Source organism: Chryseobacterium sp. FG46 (assembly GCF_057809135.1).
The window spans coordinates 1-18,119 of the sequence record NZ_JBMDJJ010000034.1 but is presented as its reverse complement, the minus strand read 5'-3'; the positions used below and the strand labels follow the sequence as shown (position 1 = coordinate 18,119).

Here is an 18,119-nt window from a genome sequence, read left to right as displayed (position 1 = left end):
AGGAGGAAAATGAGACATAATCATAAACTTATAAGACAATATATGCAAGAATCTGGAAAATTTTGTCATGATATCTGTAGCTTATCAATTGGGGATATTTTACAATTGATAGAATATAATAAATACCTATTAAGTCTATCCAGTGAGGAACTTAAATATTTAATGTTTCCTGATGGGAATCCAGAAAACAGACAATCCTTTTCTACAATAACAATTCATGAAAATTCAAAACGAAATCTAATCGAACTAAATGCGTATATTTTTGAATTTAATATGAGACTTTCCAATAGAACATTGGACTTTCAGCTTAGTAATCAAAAAGAAAATTAAGATAATTATGGCGCAGGATAAAAATTTGGAAATTTATACGGGATTATTTTTCTTATTATCCCTTATATTATTAGGAATCGATGTAGTTACATTAGGAAATGTTTCTTTAAGCAAACTGGGTTTTGATTTTTTTACACCCTTTGCAAATAAGGTACTAAGTTTTGGTTTTTACAGAGAGGGGAAATATTATTTAGTAAGGCTCTTCATAGTAGTTTTAGTTGGTATATCTGTTTTCGGAGGAAAGCCTAAGAAAATATTGAAAAAAAATGTTAATACTACTTCAACAATATTAAAAGCTCTGGGCTGTTGTCTTCTATTTATATTTTCTTACTTTTTTTACTACATAGGAATGAATGTAGGAATTTTTTCATTCTATACAATTATAAGCTTTGTATCATATTTTATGATTATTCATTATTTTGCCGAAATAATGACTACTATAAATTCCTCATTTGGTAAAGATAGGTTTGGAAAAGATGGAAGAAAATTTTTGCAAACACAGCAACTAATGGAGAACGATGCTTCTGTTAATTTAAAGACTGATGATGGTTATATAAATGTCGTTAATCCATATAGAGCATCGTTAGTAATCGGAACACCTGGATCCGGAAAATCATTTGCAATTTTACAACCGGCTATTGAGCAGCATATATCAAAAGGATTTGCAATGCTCGTATATGATTATAAATTTCCAACTTTATCAGTGTTTACTTATAATTGTTTGGAAATGTATAAAGAGAACTATAAGGTAGAACCGGAGTTTTGTGTTATTAATTTTGATGATCCTAAAAAGTCTCATCGTTGCAATCCATTACAACCAGAGTTATTAATAGATTCTGTGGATGCTGTAGAAGCTGCTCAGGTATTAATGATTGCCCTTAACAGGTCCTGGAATTCTAAGCAAGGAGATTTCTTTGTCGAATCACCAATTAACTATGTTGCATGTTTAATTTGGGCGTTAAGATGTGCAGAGGGAGGAAAATATTGTTCATTACCTCATTTAATTGAGTTGTTATCAAAATCCTACGAAAAACAATTTCAATTCCTGGCATCTATTGAGGATGGAACCATCTCAAATATGGCTGCGCCTTTTATCTCAGCTTACGAAAACCAGGCAACTGATCAGTTGGAGGGGCAGATCGCTTCAGCTCGTTTAGGATTGTCACGTATGACTTCTCCTGTTGTATATTGGGTTATGACTACAGATAAAGATGAAAATGGTAATGAGATTGATGGAATCAATCTACAAATAAACGATCCGCAAAGACCTAAAATTCTATGTATTGGTAATAATCCGAAAAGAGAAAAAATATATAGTGTCTGCATTTCTTTGTTTACAACAAAGATTATGAAAGTAATAAATATTAAACATCAGAATAAATCTGCATTAGTATTAGATGAGCTTACAACAATGTCATTTCCTAAAGGAACACTCGATAATATTATAGCAACCGGGAGAAGTAATGAGATAGCGACATGGCTAGGGTTCCAGGATATAACACAAGCGGTAAGGGACTTTTCCAAAGAAAATGCAGAATCCATCGTTAACACAATGGGTAATATTTTTGCTGGGCAGGTTTCAGGAGATACAGCTCAAAGACTTGCAAGAATGTTTGGTAAAATCAAAGTACAAAAAGAATCACATTCAATATCTGATAGTGGAACATCCATTTCTTATTCAGAACAAATGGAGGAACTTATTCCTGAATCAGAAATTAGTACTTTATCTCAAGGGGTATTCTGTGGGAAAATTGCAGATAATTTTGATGAAAAAATTGAGCAGAAATTCTTTTATTCTACAATTCATGTAGATCTGGCAAAAACAAAAAAATTGGAAAGTGGGAAACTACCTGATTTAACTCTTTTTTTAGATGCTAAGAATGAACCATTATCAGATAAAGATGTTAATCAAGTTTTAATGGATAATTTTAATCAAATTAAAATGGACATTGACGGTTTATTAGAGAGAACTTTAGTAACATTGTAAAATTTAAAATTACTTACTTATGGAAGAAAAGCAACCAATGGTCGATTGGTATAAAGCAATTCAAGAAATTGATTTAGTAGATTTTTTTAGATATCGTATGCCTAACTTTTTTTATGATAATAAAAGAAAAGCATTTGTAGACAATAGTGATTCTACCTTAAGATCAGATAAGTTTGAATTTTTTAAGGGAAAAGATGGTAACCAAAATTACATTTCCAGGGCAACAGGTAATGCCGGGAACCTTATTCACTTCATAAAGAACCATGTAGTTCAGAATGAACCTAATGTGTGGAAAGCAGTAAACAAAGAACTTGTAAATTATAATAGTAATCTTGCTATCATCAAACAGGAAATAAAGGAAAGGGAAAATATTCAAAATTTTAATCGGGATTCTTCAAAAGAATTGTTTTCAAATTCAATGACAGAGGAGTTCTTATTAAAAGGAGAGTTCTTGCCATTACATTCTCATCAGCGTAATTATATGACCGACTTTCGTCAGTTATCTAATGAAACTATAGATCATCCACTTTTTAAAGGAATAGTTAAAAGCTATAAGGATGAAAAAGAAAATTTTTTTACGATAGCTTATGAAATAAAAGACATCAATAATAAAGTTGTCGGGGTACAAAAAACAAATACGAATCCTGCTTATGACAACTTTAATAGTAAAAGGTTTGCCAGAGGTAGCCAGAATGATGTAGGATTCGTATTTTCTAATCCTATCGGAGTAGATAAAGATCTGCAGGTAAATTCTAAACAAGGAGGGAGAAATTTAATAATAACAGAATCACTTTGGGATGCAATGAGCCATTTCGAAGTTAATCAACCCCAAAACTCAGAATATTTAAGTACTAACGGAGAACTATCAGAGAATAAAGCTTTTAAATTAAAACAGTTTTTTGATTTACGAGCATTTGAAAAGATAACATTATCTACTGATAATGATGTAAGAGGATGTTTTTTTGATACGATTATTATCTCTAAAATGGTTCCTGAAATAAAAATTAACTATAAGGATAAAGATTTTCTCTCTATTTCCCTAACAATTAATGATAAAGAAAATTTTGTTAAAGCAGAAAAACTATCAACAAAGTTTAGAGAGATAGATAAAAAAACTCTTGATTTTTTTAATGGGGTAATGCCAAGAAATATGGCTGTAGATATTATTAATCAGGAAAAAGCTATTTCTTACTTAAAAAGAAATTCAAAGTCAGAAATTGAATTCATTGTACCTAATACTAAGGAGTATTTAGAAACATTTAATAATATGTCCCTGCAGATCTTTCCAGGAATAAACAAAAAAATCACAATTCATAAATCTAATTCAAAAGATTGGAATGAAGATCTAAAAATAAAAAAACAAGAAAATTTAGATTTACAACAGGAGCTTCCCAAGAAGAAAGGTTTAAAAATATAACATAATGAATCAAGAAATGATTGATGTAGATGGTGTATTTATAAGTAAAGAATACACAGATAATCCAACGGTAATGGAAACCATCATTCCCAACCGGAAAAAATTACCATATTATAAAGCATTACAAAGGTATCTCAGAGGAGAATTATTAAAAGATCATCCGGAACTGGAAAGTGAATACATTCGCAAAATTGAAATCCTTGGACTAGAAGATCAAATAATTACTGAAGCTTTTCTGTTTATCATTGAGTACAGTAAAGATTTACTTCAAAATTCAGATGTAAAAACTCATGATCTTCCAGAACTGGAACTTCAAAAAGGATTTGAATTCTTAAAAGATCAATTTATAAATTAGTTTTGTCTCTCTTTATTAATATGCATTTATGAATGATAATATTAAAAACCTTTCAGATTTTCAAAGGTTTAGAAATAATTTAGCTGCATTAAAGTTAATTGCACTTTCCCCAGAAAAAGAATTAAACTATACTGAATTGTCAAATCTGTTTACCGGATTTGGCAATTTCCCTTATTTTACCATGCCTATTGAGGATATCCTATCAGAAAAATTTGATAGCAAATCCACAAAAAAGTATTTTGATGAGATAAGAATTCTTATAAAAGAAATGAATGAGGCAGGGGTTAATAATAATAATTTAAAATCAGTATTTCAAAAAATAGCAAGAAGTGCTTTATACGCATATTACACCGATAAAAGGTATGTAGATGTAATTACTAAAGAACTTCTACTTCAGAAAATTGATCTAATAAATAATAGCAGCTCAAAGGATCCATTCATGATTTTAGAGCCAAGTGCCGGGACAGGTGTTTTTGTAAAAAGTCTTATTGATAATATTAGATCTTTAAAGGATCAGGCTATAATAAATTCTACAGCATCATTTAGAATTTTTGCTATTGAGCCGGAGAATATTTCTTATCGTATACTCAGTAGTTTAAAAAATGAGATTAATGAAAATGATTCTATTGTTTTCTCTGCACATTGCAATAAATATGAAAATTTTCAAGTAACTCCTGAACGGAAATTTGATATTATTACAAGTAATATCCCTTTTGGTAGTACAAAAATACATGATGAATTGGTTAAAAAGAATTTCGAACTCGGTAAAGTTCCGAATATTCATAGTTATTTTTTTCTCAAATCATCTCTTCTTTTAAAGGAGGATGGCGACATTGGATTTATAACGAGTAGTAATTATCTGGATGCTCCAGGAGCAGAAATAGATCGTACTTTATTTTTTCAAAATAATAATACAATAAAAAATCTTGTTAGACTTCCAAAAGAGACCTTTTTAGGCACTGAAGTGCAGACTGACTATTTACATACCCATAAAAAAAGTTTAGTGACTGAGCTTGATGTAAATGCGTTAAATGAAATAATTACCAGCATATCTTTGTCAGCAGAAGAACTCTTTATTTCTCCAGAGAACAATCCTAATAAAAATAAAGATCAGAATTATAATATCAATTCTTTTATATATCAAAGACAGGAAAAAATATTAATTGGAGAGCTTCAGACTAATTTCATGCATAATGGATATACATTAAGTAGTAGTCAGAAAAATGAAAATGTAAGATTTGAAGCATTTAGAAATTTAATTTCAAACTCTGAAATTGATAGCCATATAGAGCAAAGCGCAAGCCTGCTAAAATTAGCTGACAATGAAAAATTAAAGAATGTTGTTTTGTCAAATAATGATCTTTATAGAACAAAACATTTTCAAGAGAATTTTAAACTTGAAAAGAAGTATTCTTTTACGAATAGCACTCTTATAGAACCAATCACAGTTAATGAGATTGAGATTATTACAAAAGCAATTAAAGAAAAGAAAGTATCAAAAAATAAATATAAAGAGCAGAATCCAGCTCAGGGAATTCAACTGTCACTATTTGATTTTGAAAATGAAATTAATCATTATGAAAATACAGTTAACAAGACAATTGATACTATCATAGAAATTCCTACAGAAGAAGAAATAAAAGAACAGAAAATATTTAATAAGGATTTAGAAGATCAAAATATTTTTCATTATTCCGGAGCTTATGTTGTTCTCGAAAATGAGATGTATATTTTGAATATAAAAGAAGCTGATTCATATATAGCTATTCCAATACTAAACGCTGCAGAGAAAGATAAAGCTCTAATACATTTAAAGAATGATTATCTACTATTTCAGCAAGCTTTAAAACTGGATTCCACAGACCTTGTTGAAAAACATAAAAGCCTGAGAAATGCCTATGAAACATATACAAAGGAATATGGACCTATAAATGATTCGTTATTGTTTTTCAAAGATGATATTTATTCATCTGAATTTGCTGGTCTTGAAATAAAAAATGAACTTGGAAAGTATTTAGCTTCTGACCTTATCAGTAATGAAAATTATTTTACAGATAATAAAAAAGAAATCACCACCCCGGAACAAGCTCTTATAAAATCTCTGCAAAAAAATAATGGACAAGTAAAGATACAGTATATCTGTAAGCTTCTTAATGAGTCAGATGAAGACAAAAAAATAGAGATAGCCAGGAAATTGGTAGATTCAGGTAAAATTTATAATGACTATTCGATAAAAGATGATTCTGTCAAATATAAATTTTCAACCAAGGAAGAGTTTTTGTCAGGAAACATCCCATTAAAGATACAGCTACTAGAGCATGTATTACTTAACGAAAAAAGTTTTGATTATGTTTCGGATACAAGGCTTCGTCAAGATCTTGCATTATTAAAGCAGCATGATATAAGTATCACAAATTTTGATGATCTTACGATTAACATCAATGCTGAATGGTTGCCAAAAAAATATTTAGAGACTTTTCTTCAGAATAAATTTGAATATCATAATGAAGATTTTTTTGAATTTACTAAACTCAATGGATTTTTAATTTCTAAAAAATCTTTCAAAGATTGTTATGGCCTAAATTCTTTATCTGTACAAGGGGTTAATAAAACTATTTCAGGTGGAGAAATTTTAAAGGATATCATTAATGATAAGTCCTTTAATTTTACAACTAAGGTAAAGTCAGGAGATAAAGAATATTATGTAAAGGATATTAAAGCAAATAAAGAAGCTGAAATGAAATCTAAGCTTCTAAAGAAAGAATGGAAAACATTTATTAATACTTTATCTCCGGAACAACATCAAGAAATTTTAAATACTTATAATAATACTTTCTGTACGAATGTTCCTAAAGTATTTAATGGATCTTATCTTGATTTTACAGACATAAACGGAATAGATGATGCTCACCAACATCAGAAAGATGCTGTTTCAATGATTCTGCAGAATGATGGAGGAGTTGTAGATCATATTGTGGGAGCTGGAAAGTCGCTAGTAATGTTTAGTGCTACGATGAAGATGAAAGATTCCGGATTAAAACAGAAACCTATGTTAGCAGTGACAAGAGCTACTGCAGAACAGATCTATAAAGAGTTTAAATTTCATTATCCTGATTCCAAAATATTCTTTGACACTTCTGAACTTGATGAGAATACTAAACTTTCGTCTGAAGAGAAAAGAAAGCAGAAATATGCAATGATTGCAAATAATGATTGGGATTGTGTGATTATGACACATGAAGAAATCGCTAAAATACCAATTCCCCTAGACATTCAAATAGAATATATTGAGGAATATTTAGAGGATTTACGAGATAATATTTATTATAAAAAGTCATTAAAGGAAGAGGGGGTTAATGTAGGAGATCTTAAAAGGTTAGAGAAACAACTAGAAAATGAAGAAGCTAAATTAGAAAGAATGTTTGATGTTCTTAATGGAAATAAGGACAACACTATTTATGATTTTAATTCTTTGGGGGTTGATCATATTTTAATAGACGAAGCTCATAAATTTAAGAATATGCCATTTACAACGATTCACAGTGGTATAGCAGGATTGAGTACGCAAGCATCTGAGAGGGCTAAACATTATGCTATGTTGACAAGATCTTTAAGAAAGAAGTACGATCTTGTTGATAAAGGAATTACTGTTCTATCCGGAACATTTATTTCTAACTCTATGGCGGAGATCTATAACCTGATGAACTGGATTAAACCTGCAAGGTTAAAAGAACTCAATATTAATACATTTGACAGATTTGCAAAGAATTTCTTTGTAAAAGAAGTACAACAGGAACTATCTGTTGGAAATGCAATTAAAGAAAAGGAAAGATTTAGATATATTGTAAATGTTCCAGAGTTAAAGTCATTGTATCTAGAAATGGCTCATGTAGTTAATGAAAGTAATTTTACAGTAGAAACCCCAAATGTAAAAACTGAAATGGTAATCGCTGAAGCAAACATTCAGCAAGAGAAATTTAATGATCTCCTGGTTGATTTTATTGATGGGAATATTGAGACTGCAGATGAATTTGAAAGTATAATTCAAAAATCTTTTGATGATCAGCAGAAACAGGCAAGTTCCTTAATTGTTTCTAATCTCTCCCAAAAAAATGGAATAGATCCCCGGTTGGTTAATGCAGAATATTTTATTGGACCTGCAGCTGGAAAACTCCAATTATGCGCTGAGAAAATAAATGAGGTCTATCAAAAAACCCACGATTTAAAAGGAGTTCAGTTGGTGTTTTGTGATCTAGGAATTCCAAATTCCAAAAATAAAGATCAATTCAATGTGTATGATGGATTGAGGGATATTCTAGTGGAAAAGTATAATATCCCTAAGCATGAAATTCAATTTGCCCATGATTGGAGAGCTGCATCTGGAACAAAGAGAGACAAAGCATTAAGAAGAGAGTTCCAGGATAAGGTGAACAGTGGGGAATTTAGAATTGCGATAGGATCAACTGACACACTAGGAACAGGTTGTAATGTTCAGGAAAGATGTATTGCAGAGCATGATCTTGATATTCCGTGGACACCAAGTAAATCAGCTCAAAGACTAGGAAGAATGAAAAGGCAAGGGAATAAAATTGCCAAAGAATTTGATAATACAGTTTTAAACTATAAATACCTTGCTAAAAAGTCACTAGATGCTTTTAGATCTCAGGCAAACGAAACAAAAGACAGATTTTTAAGTGTTTTTAAAAAGATTGGGGCAAATACTCCTAGAATACTGGATGAGGGTGAAATTGATGGGGATGGAAACGGAACTAACTTTTCATTAATGAAAGCATACATTTTGGATAACCCCCAAATGTTGGAAATTGCTAAATTAGAGCAAAAGCTAGAAAACCTTTATAACAACAAAGAAGCCATAGAGAATGAGGGAATTAAATTAAATCGGAATTATAATTTTTATAAGGAAACTATTGAAAAGGAATCTGTTCAATTAAAAATATATAAAGAAGTGATGGATAAGTTTAATGCTGTATTTGCAGAAACAGATCCAGAGTCTTTTAAGAACCATCCTGAAATTCTATTATTCGATAAAAAAGAGCTTATAAATGGTGTTCAGGACTTTAAAATTATAGGAAAAGAGCTTAGAGATAAGTATGAAAAATTTTTATCTGCAACTAAAGGTAATTTTTTCAGAGAACTAGAACCTTATAAAACAGTGTTGTCAGGGGAAATTGCTTATCAAATCCCTTTGTGTAAAATAGATCAGTTTAACCTTAATCTTGTTTTTACAAAGATTAGTTTTGATTTAGGAAAGGCACAATCTAAAATAATGATTGAAAATGATTTTAATTCTTTAAAAATGCAAAAAAGGATGGATGTTATTCCTAAAGATCCTTTAGAAGCAAGTACAATTATTTATAATGAAATATCAAAGAGAATTCCTCGCCTTATTAATAATTGTGAAGATGATATCAGACATTCTAACGAAAAATTTCAGTATTATAGTAATCTTAGAGATGAATATCAAAAATTTGATGGTAACGAAGAAATTGAATTAGTCACCAAAAAAATAATTGAACTCAAACAAGAAATTGAAAATGAGAGACAGAGTAAAAAAATAAGAAACAGGCAAAAGTTATAAATAGAAATGGATCTACGATAGTAGGTCCATTTTTATAATCAGGAATATCAGCTGCAGGATTCCGTAATTCCACTCTCCTTTTTTAGCCAGGAACAGCACCGGGGGAATTCCTTTCCGGAGGATGGCCAGCTCACCCATTTTAAAACTACCGGAGCGCTTCCGGAACGACAACAACACCGGAAGATCTGCAGGAGAAATTTTAGTGCTTTTTTAGATTAGCTTTTTTCAATTCTCCAAGAAATTCAAAATTTCTCCATTATCATTTTTTGACATTATTATCGTTATTTTTTAATGTTAAATTTGTTGAAAATATAGAAGAGTAATTTTGTTGAAATAAAAATAGGAGATTTAGTAGAAGTAAATCTAAGTATTATGTTTGCTATTTCTTTGTCAGTATTTGAATAATTTGGGTTTTTAGAAATCTCTTTTAACTTGTAATACACATCAGCACAGTCCATATAATCATCAGAAGTTCCCCATAAATCATCTCTAACAAGAACAACACCAATAAAATTTTCAACATCATAAGTGGGAAAATTATGTAATAAAAATAGAGGATTGTTTAAAAGATAGTTTCTAATTTTTTTTCGAGAAGCCCACGTTTCCAAAATTAAAGTAAATATTCCCCACAAAACTATAGTAATCGTAATGGCGAAAAGTATTCCTATAAAATAAAAAGTTGTTGAGATTAATTTTTGTTCTCCATATCTATTTTTAATAAAGAACATAATTTGAGGGACAATGATTAATAGGATAGCAGCTATAGCAATAATCTTTATAGTCCTTTTATTTTCCATTGTTTTTTGAGATTATTTTAATAGTTCAATTTTATCATATTGTAAAGTAAAAATCTTTAAATTTACAATAAGCAACTTCTCCATTAGATTTCATTCGTTCCCAAACTTTTGTCCGAGCTTCTTCCCAGTTTTTATTTCCTCGTTCAGAAATAATACGTTTCACAAATAAATTTTTACAATGTAAAATCATCGCTCTTGAAATTCCTTTTCCTAAATAATATTTTTTTGAATCTGAAAACAAATCAACGACTTTCAAATCAGTGCCATTTTCCATTTCTCGGAGCATAAAGCTAAACTTGTCAAGTTCTTCTTTCCCTTCCTCCCAAATTTCAAAAATTAATACATTACCTTCGTGGTCTTCTAAATATTCTTGTTGAAAACTATATAAAAAATTATAGTTTTTTTCATTTTTTGAAGTGTAGAGAATGCTTGTCATTTAATGTTTATAGTTACGTTTTGAGATTAATTATTATCCTTTTGAAACCATAAATCATGTATAGTAGTTACTAAAGCTAGTAAGAAAAGTACACCAAAATATGGAAATAGATCTTTCATATCACCGATTTTAGCGTTAAACTTTAAAAGACCAGACCATAGATAGCCAGCAACAACAATTGTAAGGTATATAACCATTCTTGTAGATATTCTTAATCTTACAATTCCGAAAACCAATGCTCCGATCAGCATACATAAATAAAGTGGTAGTTTGTAACTTTCCATGATATCATTTTTTGAGATTATTTCTTCATGAATTTATCTTTTAATTCTTCTAATAATTTTTCAGCTTCTTCTGAACTGTATTCATTTTTTAAATCATCAAATAACAGTTTTTCGTTTCTATCAATTTCATCTTTTAGTTTCTTACTTTTTTTATTATATATAAAAATACCTACAATATAGTAACCAAAAACACCCAAAATACATAATGAAACAATTACTATTAATATTATTATTAAATCCATTATTATCATTATTTGATGAGTGGTTCTAAATTATATAATTTTGAAAATTCAAATTCCCCATTTGCCCTAGTAAGATACTCATGATGCAAATTAATTACTTTAAATGTTCTGGTGTTAAAATCTTCAATTAAATCTCGTTCGAGACCAAGTTCACTTTTAGAGTCAAAATCAAAGTAAAACGACTCTCCAATATTAATTTCGTTAATACCTAACTTTTTAAATAATTTTTCTAAACCACCATCCTCGGACCAGTAAGAGAATATCTCATAAGAAATTTTAGTGTTCTTTTTATTTGAATAGTACCATTCATCTAAAGAATATAGCACTCCAATATTTCTAATTTTTAATTCCATATTATCGTTTTTTAAGATTAGTTATAATTAAAATTTTGAATTAATATCTAAGGAAATAGCTTATAAATGTCATTTCTTTTTACAAATCGTGCCAATTCAATTTTATTTTCCTCTTTATAAAATCCCAACCTATAATCTCCAGTTCTCCAACGATAGGCAGTAGAAAAACCTTTTAATTTTTTAATATTGGGAATTTCATCAATGGTTTCTGCGTTTTCTAACTCCACGAGAAATTCTTTAATTTTCGTTTTCAACTTTTTATCGTTGAGTTTTTTAATATCGTTAAGAAAACTTCGTAAAAAAGTAACTTCCATTAGTCTAAAGCATTCATTACTTCCCCACGGCTTACCACCTCATTTCTATCAGATTGTTGCATAAGCAGCAATAGCCCTAAATCCTCTTTTTCTTCTTCTGATAACAATCTTAATCTCTCTTTCTCCTTATGTTCCACATAAAAAGAAATTGCTTTTTCCATCACAGATTTTACACTTATTTCTTCAAAAGCAGATAGTATTTTTAGCTTTGTTAAAAGACTTTCATCAATATCAATATTCTTTCTAATTGTCATAATCTTATTTTATTTCAAATATACATTATGTATATAATATACACAATATATTTTGTGTTAATATTTAAGTGTTTTATAAAATGTTATTTTACTACCAAATTTAAAAGCGTAGGTTTCAGAAATTCTTTGAAATAAATTAAAGATATTATTTTATTTTTCATTAGGTATATATATATATCTAAATTTTGTATATATTTGTAAAAACTAAATTACTACATATGATACAAGAAGATAAAATCTTAGCACAATTTTTACTTAATAATAACCAATTGTTATGGAAAAAATATTATCAAATTTAAAGAAATACTCGTTTAATGGTCAGAGTTATTTCAAAGAAACAGATAGCATGGATCGGATTGTTTATTATCAGGAACATACTTCTAATAACCTTGAGCCAATTCGGGATCAAATAGACTGTTATTTATCCAATATTAATGATACTTTTATAGATAGTTTAGTACATAACAATCTAAATTTAAGTAATCACTATTATTTTATTAGTAACGAATTAATTTCAAGAAATAAAATCTCAATTTTTACTAAAAAAGAATTTGGAAGACCTGTAGATATTTCAATGTTATATATTAATGATTCCAGGTCATTAATTTTTAGAACTACTGATTTACAAGATATAAAATATTTTATAAAAGACCTTTTCAATGATTATGAATTCCTTATTTTAAACGAAATTCAGAGAACGGCAGCACTAGTAAAAAGACTACAAAATAAATATACAATTTAAGTTATGAGTGATTCAAAAGAATACATTAGAGGATCAAAAAAGTCTAATGAGAAGAAGAATGTACTGTTTAAGATTTTCTCAAAGCAAATAGATTTTATGACGATCTATATTAATTATAAAAGAGAACAGGGTTATCACAAATTAGCATATACAAGAACAGATATTATGGATGAAGCTCTATCGGATTTTATTCAAAAGAAAGAAAAAGATTTTATACAAAATGCCTCACCAGGATTACTCAAGAAAGCGGAAAAACTACAAATTTTTAATTCAAAAAAATCTAATGATGAAATTTAATACAATTTTAAATAAACTAAAGAAGTATGCTGTTCAATATAGTACAATATCAATATCTAACCATTTGCTTGTTTCATTGTCACTTATTCTAATTACCAATTACATTATTGTTAATTTGAATCTATCCGTGTATATTTTGTTATCTACATTAGTAGTTATTTTTTTTCTTTCTATGATTCGAGGAAATTTAAAGTATTATGATATTCATCTTAATAATAATGGACAGATAACAACTTATGAAAATGTAAAGTATAAGTATTTAAAGAAAAAGGATCAATTAATAATTTTTCATTCTGATGGAACAAAAACCCTGGTAAAACAAGGTAATTATTCAATCACGGAAAGAGAAATTAATCTTTCATAAGGTTTTGCAATTCTTTAATTTTTTCCTTGATTAAGGAATGTTTTTGTTCAAGAAGATTATACCTTTCTATTTCTAAATCTTTAGAAATGTATTTTGAAACTAGAAGATTATCTTCCACAAAAAGCCAAGCAGGATTAATATCATGAACAACTTGATAATATTTTACAATATGAATAAAAGTTTCTGTTTGAGAAGAAAGACGTCTCTCAATATTGCTATAGTTATCTGTTTTTAATGGATTATTGCTTTTATTTATTAAATGAATTTTATTAACCGCAATAAAATCATTGAAGTTGTCCACAAACTCTTGTTGCGTTAGACCTAATTCTTTTCTTAACGAAATTAACCTTTTGAATACAATATTATTTAATAAATCACTCATGAAACAAAAATATGAAATTATGAAGAAAAAGCTTGTTAATGGGGTGCTAATTTTATTTACTTTTTCTCCTTTATTCTTATACTCGCAGGAAAATTCTAAAGTATATGAGGAAGACAAGGAAGTGTATTTAAAAGTAGATGAGAAGTGGGTAAAGTCCCTTGAGCAATATGATACTGGAAAAATAGAAGACCAAGGAGATAGAAATCTTTCCCTTGATACTTATAGAGGTCGATTTTCTTTGCTAGATGTAAATACCAATTTAAATATTGATTATAATGACATTACATATTCATATGTAAAAAAATACCTCTCCTATAAGTGGTATCACAGAATCATTGGATTATCTACGTATTACTTTCCTTTATTTGAAGCAGGATTAGAAAAATATGGACTTCCAAAAGAAATTAAGTATTTAGCAGTTGTAGAAAGTGCATTAAACCCTCGTGCCGGTTCTTGGGCAGGCGCAAAAGGATTATGGCAGTTTATTCCTGCTACTGGAAGACAATATGGGTTATATGATAATAAGTATTATAGTGGATTTTATGATCCTGTAAAAAATACTGATGCAGCAGCTCGATATTTACGAGATCTCTATAATGAGTTTAAAGACTGGAACCTTGCTATCTCAGCTTACAATTGCGGTTCGGGTAATGTTAGAAAAGCTATTCGAAGTGCAGGTTCTAAAAGCTATTGGAAAGTACGTCCCTTTCTTCCTGCAGAGACTAGAGCCTATGTTCCTAGCTTCATAGCAGTAAATTATATATTCAATTTTTATAGACAGCATAATATTAAACCAATGTATTTTAAATATAATTTTTATGATATAAAAATGATTTCAAATAATAACCCTACAAGTTTTAAAGGTCTTAATTCAGATACCGCCTTTTTAAGATTTGCAAATCCTCAGTTCATAACAGATTATATACCAAGTAAGTCAATCATATACACAAAATAAAATGAAAGATAAAGATTATATTAATAAGATCCGGTCATTAGGAAGTGATAATAAAGAGAAAAAAACAATAGAAGTTTACGAAATTCCAGGTAGTGAAAATGAGAAATATGAGAATATTGTATCTACTGAAGAGGGCGAGATATATCTAATAGATGATCAAAAAAGCTTTACTATAGCAAAAAAGTTTAATAGGGATATTACCAGCATTGATGAAATTAATGTAACAAACGAGTTGGTTGATCTTATTATAGGAAAGACTAAAAGAAAAAGGTCTTCTAAAGTTAGTCTAACCGATATGCCAATTGCTGCCATTAATATATTATTTAAGTCGATTGCCTTAGTAAAGAGCAGTCAATTTAATTCTAAATCACGTCCTCAACAGTTGGAACTATTTGTGGAAGAATTCAAAAAGAAAGAAAATGTGAGAATATCGATTGCAATTGATATAAAAGACATTTCATCACAAACTACAGCGGATGGGAGAATAAAGGGAAGAAGTAATAAAGTTAGAGAAGCTGTTGACTTTTTATATAATAATCTTAATGTCTGGGTTACAGGAAAAAATGCAGAGGGAAAAATAAAAGAAACTAAACTATCCTATATCGAATCACCATCTTTTGACCGTAAAAAGCTCTACTTTGAGATGAATCCTTTTTGGTATGAAAAACTTGTAAACCTAAATGTTTATAACTCGGTTCTTCTTCAATTACCAAAATTATTGGGAAATCCTCGTCATGTTCTCTTTTCTCTTTATTTGGAAAGATTTGAATGTAATAAATGGATTCCCTGGAATTATAAGAACATAAATGAGCTTTTTGACTTAAATTATAAAAATGCTAATGACCTTGCTAAAGGTTTTATGAGAGAACTCAGAGCAAAATTAGATACAAACTCACTTAAGAGCTTTCAATATATGGTAAATGGTGAAATTATTTCAATAATGCCTTACGAAATGAAAGCAATTGTAAATAATAATGTTGAATTAAAGAGTGAAACATTAGAAAAGTTAGAAAATAACCACTTTGCAAATTATATAGGAAGAAGACATGAATTGAGTGATGAAAAGAGAGATAGTATATTAGATATTATGAAAACATCAGTGTCTGATAAGAAATTAATCAAGGAGGGTTACACAAAATTTAAAAAATTCTGTAGATCTAAAGAAATTAAGAAATCTATACTTTCATATCAGGGAGACGATTTTATAAATAAGTGGAATACTTTCATCTATGAAGAATATAAAAAAGATGATCGGTATAAAAAATTCCCAAATGGTTCTCCAAGAATTTAAAGTCTCATTTTCACTACCTAAATTTATTTATGAAACCAATATCAAAATATTATAAGAACGCAGCTCCTGTTAAATTTCAAAATATAGATAATGCCTTGTTTCAAGATATACTATCTAGTAATTTTATAACAGAATTAATGGATAAGCTACCTGAGCACTCTATATATTATCGTTATTCAAACCACAAATCAGATAAAACGATCTTTAGTAACCATTATGCTAATAGTAAAGACATTTTCTTAAAATTTTATTTTTTGAAAGATAGCATTGCAAAAACAAAAACCTTAATTAGTACATTAAAACAAGGTTTTAAAAATTTAGGATTAGAAATTTCTAATGTAGGTGGCAAAGCACATAATATTGGAAGCTATTTAACTATATACTATTATAAAGAATCCAATAAATTAGTCATTACTTTTGGCGGGTTGTATCTGAACCTTTATAGCTTTTTAATTGCAGAGGGTAAAACAAATTTTACTTTTTCAATAAAGGATGAAAATTCAATAAAAATGAAACGTTATAATAGTTGGACTTCCTTAACTATGAACACTTTCTTTAGTTTCATACATAATGAAAGGATTGGTAATATAAGTCATACTCTTTCAAAAGAATTTTTGCTAAAATTCTTTAAAATGAATAATAACAATGAATACTTTACCAAAGAATTTAATTTTGATATTATAGATAAAGGAATTTACTTACCTAAAATTTCGCTGAAAGAGTTCAGGACTATTTCAAACAAAAAAAGTTTATTAAAAAGAATCTTTAATGTAGAATCTTTACCGAAACAATTCTTAAAATTTGATATTTGTGAAATTTATTTTTTTTATAAGAATTTAAAATTAGTAGATATTAATGATTGGCCGAAAGTGATAAGTTTCTACAACAATCTAGAAAGTAAAAAAGAACTTTATATATATGAAAGTGAACTCTCTAGTTTAAAACTTGAATATGATTTTGAGCTTTTGAAACAATACTATCACTATACTTTCATTCAAAACAATGAAAGCTATTTAAAAGCAAATTCTAAGAATGAAAATATTCTTATAAAAGATTATTTAAACTTATGTAAATTGTTGTCTATAAATGTTAATCTACGTATGACGTCATTTAAAAAGTTGAAACAGGAACATGATAGATTAGCATTAGAACTTATTGAGAGAGATATAGAGAAAAGGGATATTAGAATAAAGGAGGAATATAAAAAACTTGATTTTATATCCTTGATTAAAACAACCGAAGATCTAGTACTTGAATCTAAAAGGCAACATCACTGTGTCGCTTCTTACTTACAAAGTATTGAGAATGGGTTTTGTGCTATTTATACTGATCTTTATTCAAGTAAAAGATATACCATAGAAATTTCTTATAGTTCAACAAAACAAATATATATTTTAAACCAGTGTAAGGGTGTTTTCAATTCAGAACCTCCAGTTGAGTATTTAAAAATTCTAAGAGAGAAATTAAAGCTGGTTAATAAAGAAATAGCAGATAAGAATGTATCTGAACATAAAACAGAAAAAATTCAAAAAAATATAAATATGAATTCCATCTCTCAATCCGGAGTTCGGATTGCATAATTCCTTTCCGGAGGATGGCCAGCTGATCATTTCGGAACACCAGGAGCGCTTCCGGATCTACACTAACACCGGAAGATCTGCAGGAGAAATTTTAGCCAGGATATCAGCTGCCGGGTTCCGTAATTCCACTCTCCTTTTTT

17 protein-coding genes are annotated in these 18,119 nt (G+C 28.8%); 9 read left to right on the top strand and 8 right to left on the bottom strand.

All coding sequences use genetic code 11. From position 1 onward, the window contains the following. Positions 1-337: 337 nt before the first annotated feature. The 4 genes from ACODR7_RS19060 to ACODR7_RS19045 are packed head-to-tail and all read left to right on the top strand — an operon-like array spanning position 338 to position 9,688. Entirely contained in the window at positions 338-2,317 is a 1,980-nt protein-coding gene (locus tag ACODR7_RS19060; protein ID WP_488841546.1) for a TraM recognition domain-containing protein, read from the top strand. 19 nt (positions 2,318-2,336) lie between these two features. Continuing rightward, positions 2,337-3,734 (top strand): toprim domain-containing protein, encoded by a 1,398-nt coding sequence (locus ACODR7_RS19055; RefSeq protein ID WP_488841544.1) that lies wholly within the window; start codon positions 2,337-2,339, stop codon positions 3,732-3,734. Positions 3,735-3,738: 4 nt separating this feature from the next. Then, positions 3,739-4,089 (top strand): hypothetical protein, encoded by a 351-nt coding sequence (locus ACODR7_RS19050; protein WP_488841542.1) that lies wholly within the window; start codon positions 3,739-3,741, stop codon positions 4,087-4,089. A gap of 28 nt (positions 4,090-4,117) precedes the next feature. Continuing rightward, entirely contained in the window at positions 4,118-9,688 is a 5,571-nt protein-coding gene (locus ACODR7_RS19045; RefSeq protein ID WP_488841540.1) for a DEAD/DEAH box helicase family protein, read from the top strand. Between the two features lie 281 nt (positions 9,689-9,969). Here ACODR7_RS19045 and ACODR7_RS19040 read toward each other — a convergent pair whose 3' ends face one another. The 7 genes from ACODR7_RS19040 to ACODR7_RS19010 are packed head-to-tail and all read right to left on the bottom strand — an operon-like array spanning position 9,970 to position 12,368. Then, the gene (locus tag ACODR7_RS19040) at positions 9,970-10,485 is read right to left on the bottom strand and encodes a hypothetical protein (RefSeq protein WP_488841538.1); all 516 of its coding nucleotides are present in this window, start codon (positions 10,483-10,485) and stop codon (positions 9,970-9,972) included. Positions 10,486-10,519: 34 nt separating this feature from the next. Further along, positions 10,520-10,921 (bottom strand): hypothetical protein, encoded by a 402-nt coding sequence (locus ACODR7_RS19035; RefSeq protein ID WP_488841536.1) that lies wholly within the window; start codon positions 10,919-10,921, stop codon positions 10,520-10,522. Positions 10,922-10,947: 26 nt separating this feature from the next. Further along, a complete protein-coding gene (locus tag ACODR7_RS19030) occupies positions 10,948-11,205 on the bottom strand; it encodes a hypothetical protein (protein WP_488841534.1) in 258 nt (85 codons plus the stop codon). A 17-nt stretch (positions 11,206-11,222) separates the two neighbouring features. After that, a complete protein-coding gene (locus ACODR7_RS19025) occupies positions 11,223-11,447 on the bottom strand; it encodes a hypothetical protein (RefSeq protein WP_488841533.1) in 225 nt (74 codons plus the stop codon). A gap of 8 nt (positions 11,448-11,455) precedes the next feature. Next, positions 11,456-11,800, bottom strand: a complete 345-nt coding sequence (locus ACODR7_RS19020) for a hypothetical protein (RefSeq protein WP_488841531.1) — start codon at positions 11,798-11,800, stop codon at positions 11,456-11,458. 47 nt (positions 11,801-11,847) lie between these two features. Beyond that, the gene (locus ACODR7_RS19015; protein WP_488841529.1) at positions 11,848-12,114 is read right to left on the bottom strand and encodes a type II toxin-antitoxin system RelE family toxin; all 267 of its coding nucleotides are present in this window, start codon (positions 12,112-12,114) and stop codon (positions 11,848-11,850) included. Next, positions 12,114-12,368 carry a hypothetical protein gene (locus ACODR7_RS19010; protein WP_488841527.1) on the bottom strand — a complete coding sequence of 85 codons (255 nt, stop codon included), beginning with the start codon at positions 12,366-12,368 and terminating at the stop codon, positions 12,114-12,116. The genes ACODR7_RS19015 and ACODR7_RS19010 overlap by 1 nt, the downstream gene beginning before the upstream one ends. A 274-nt stretch (positions 12,369-12,642) precedes the next feature. On the opposite strand from ACODR7_RS19010, the gene ACODR7_RS19005 reads away from it, so the two are divergent. Together ACODR7_RS19005 and ACODR7_RS19000 are read left to right on the top strand one after the other, a co-directional pair. Further along, complete coding sequence (locus ACODR7_RS19005) at positions 12,643-13,110, top strand: hypothetical protein (protein ID WP_488841525.1); 468 nt, start codon at positions 12,643-12,645, stop codon at positions 13,108-13,110. A gap of 3 nt (positions 13,111-13,113) precedes the next feature. After that, positions 13,114-13,407 carry a hypothetical protein gene (locus tag ACODR7_RS19000; protein WP_488841524.1) on the top strand — a complete coding sequence of 98 codons (294 nt, stop codon included), beginning with the start codon at positions 13,114-13,116 and terminating at the stop codon, positions 13,405-13,407. Positions 13,408-13,757: 350 nt separating this feature from the next. Here ACODR7_RS19000 and ACODR7_RS18995 read toward each other — a convergent pair whose 3' ends face one another. Further along, complete coding sequence (locus tag ACODR7_RS18995) at positions 13,758-14,153, bottom strand: hypothetical protein (protein ID WP_488841522.1); 396 nt, start codon at positions 14,151-14,153, stop codon at positions 13,758-13,760. A 19-nt stretch (positions 14,154-14,172) separates the two neighbouring features. Between ACODR7_RS18995 and ACODR7_RS18990 the strand changes: the two genes are divergently transcribed. Genes ACODR7_RS18990 through ACODR7_RS18980 form a run of 3 tightly spaced genes read left to right on the top strand, consistent with a single transcriptional unit; the run spans position 14,173 to position 17,979 of the window. Next, positions 14,173-15,108 carry a lytic transglycosylase domain-containing protein gene (locus ACODR7_RS18990; protein ID WP_488841520.1) on the top strand — a complete coding sequence of 312 codons (936 nt, stop codon included), beginning with the start codon at positions 14,173-14,175 and terminating at the stop codon, positions 15,106-15,108. A 1-nt stretch (position 15,109) separates the two neighbouring features. Beyond that, the gene (locus tag ACODR7_RS18985; protein ID WP_488841518.1) at positions 15,110-16,399 is read left to right on the top strand and encodes a hypothetical protein; all 1,290 of its coding nucleotides are present in this window, start codon (positions 15,110-15,112) and stop codon (positions 16,397-16,399) included. 29 nt (positions 16,400-16,428) lie between these two features. Beyond that, the gene (locus ACODR7_RS18980) at positions 16,429-17,979 is read left to right on the top strand and encodes a PcfJ domain-containing protein (RefSeq protein ID WP_488841516.1); all 1,551 of its coding nucleotides are present in this window, start codon (positions 16,429-16,431) and stop codon (positions 17,977-17,979) included. The last annotated feature ends 140 nt before the right edge of the window (positions 17,980-18,119 follow it).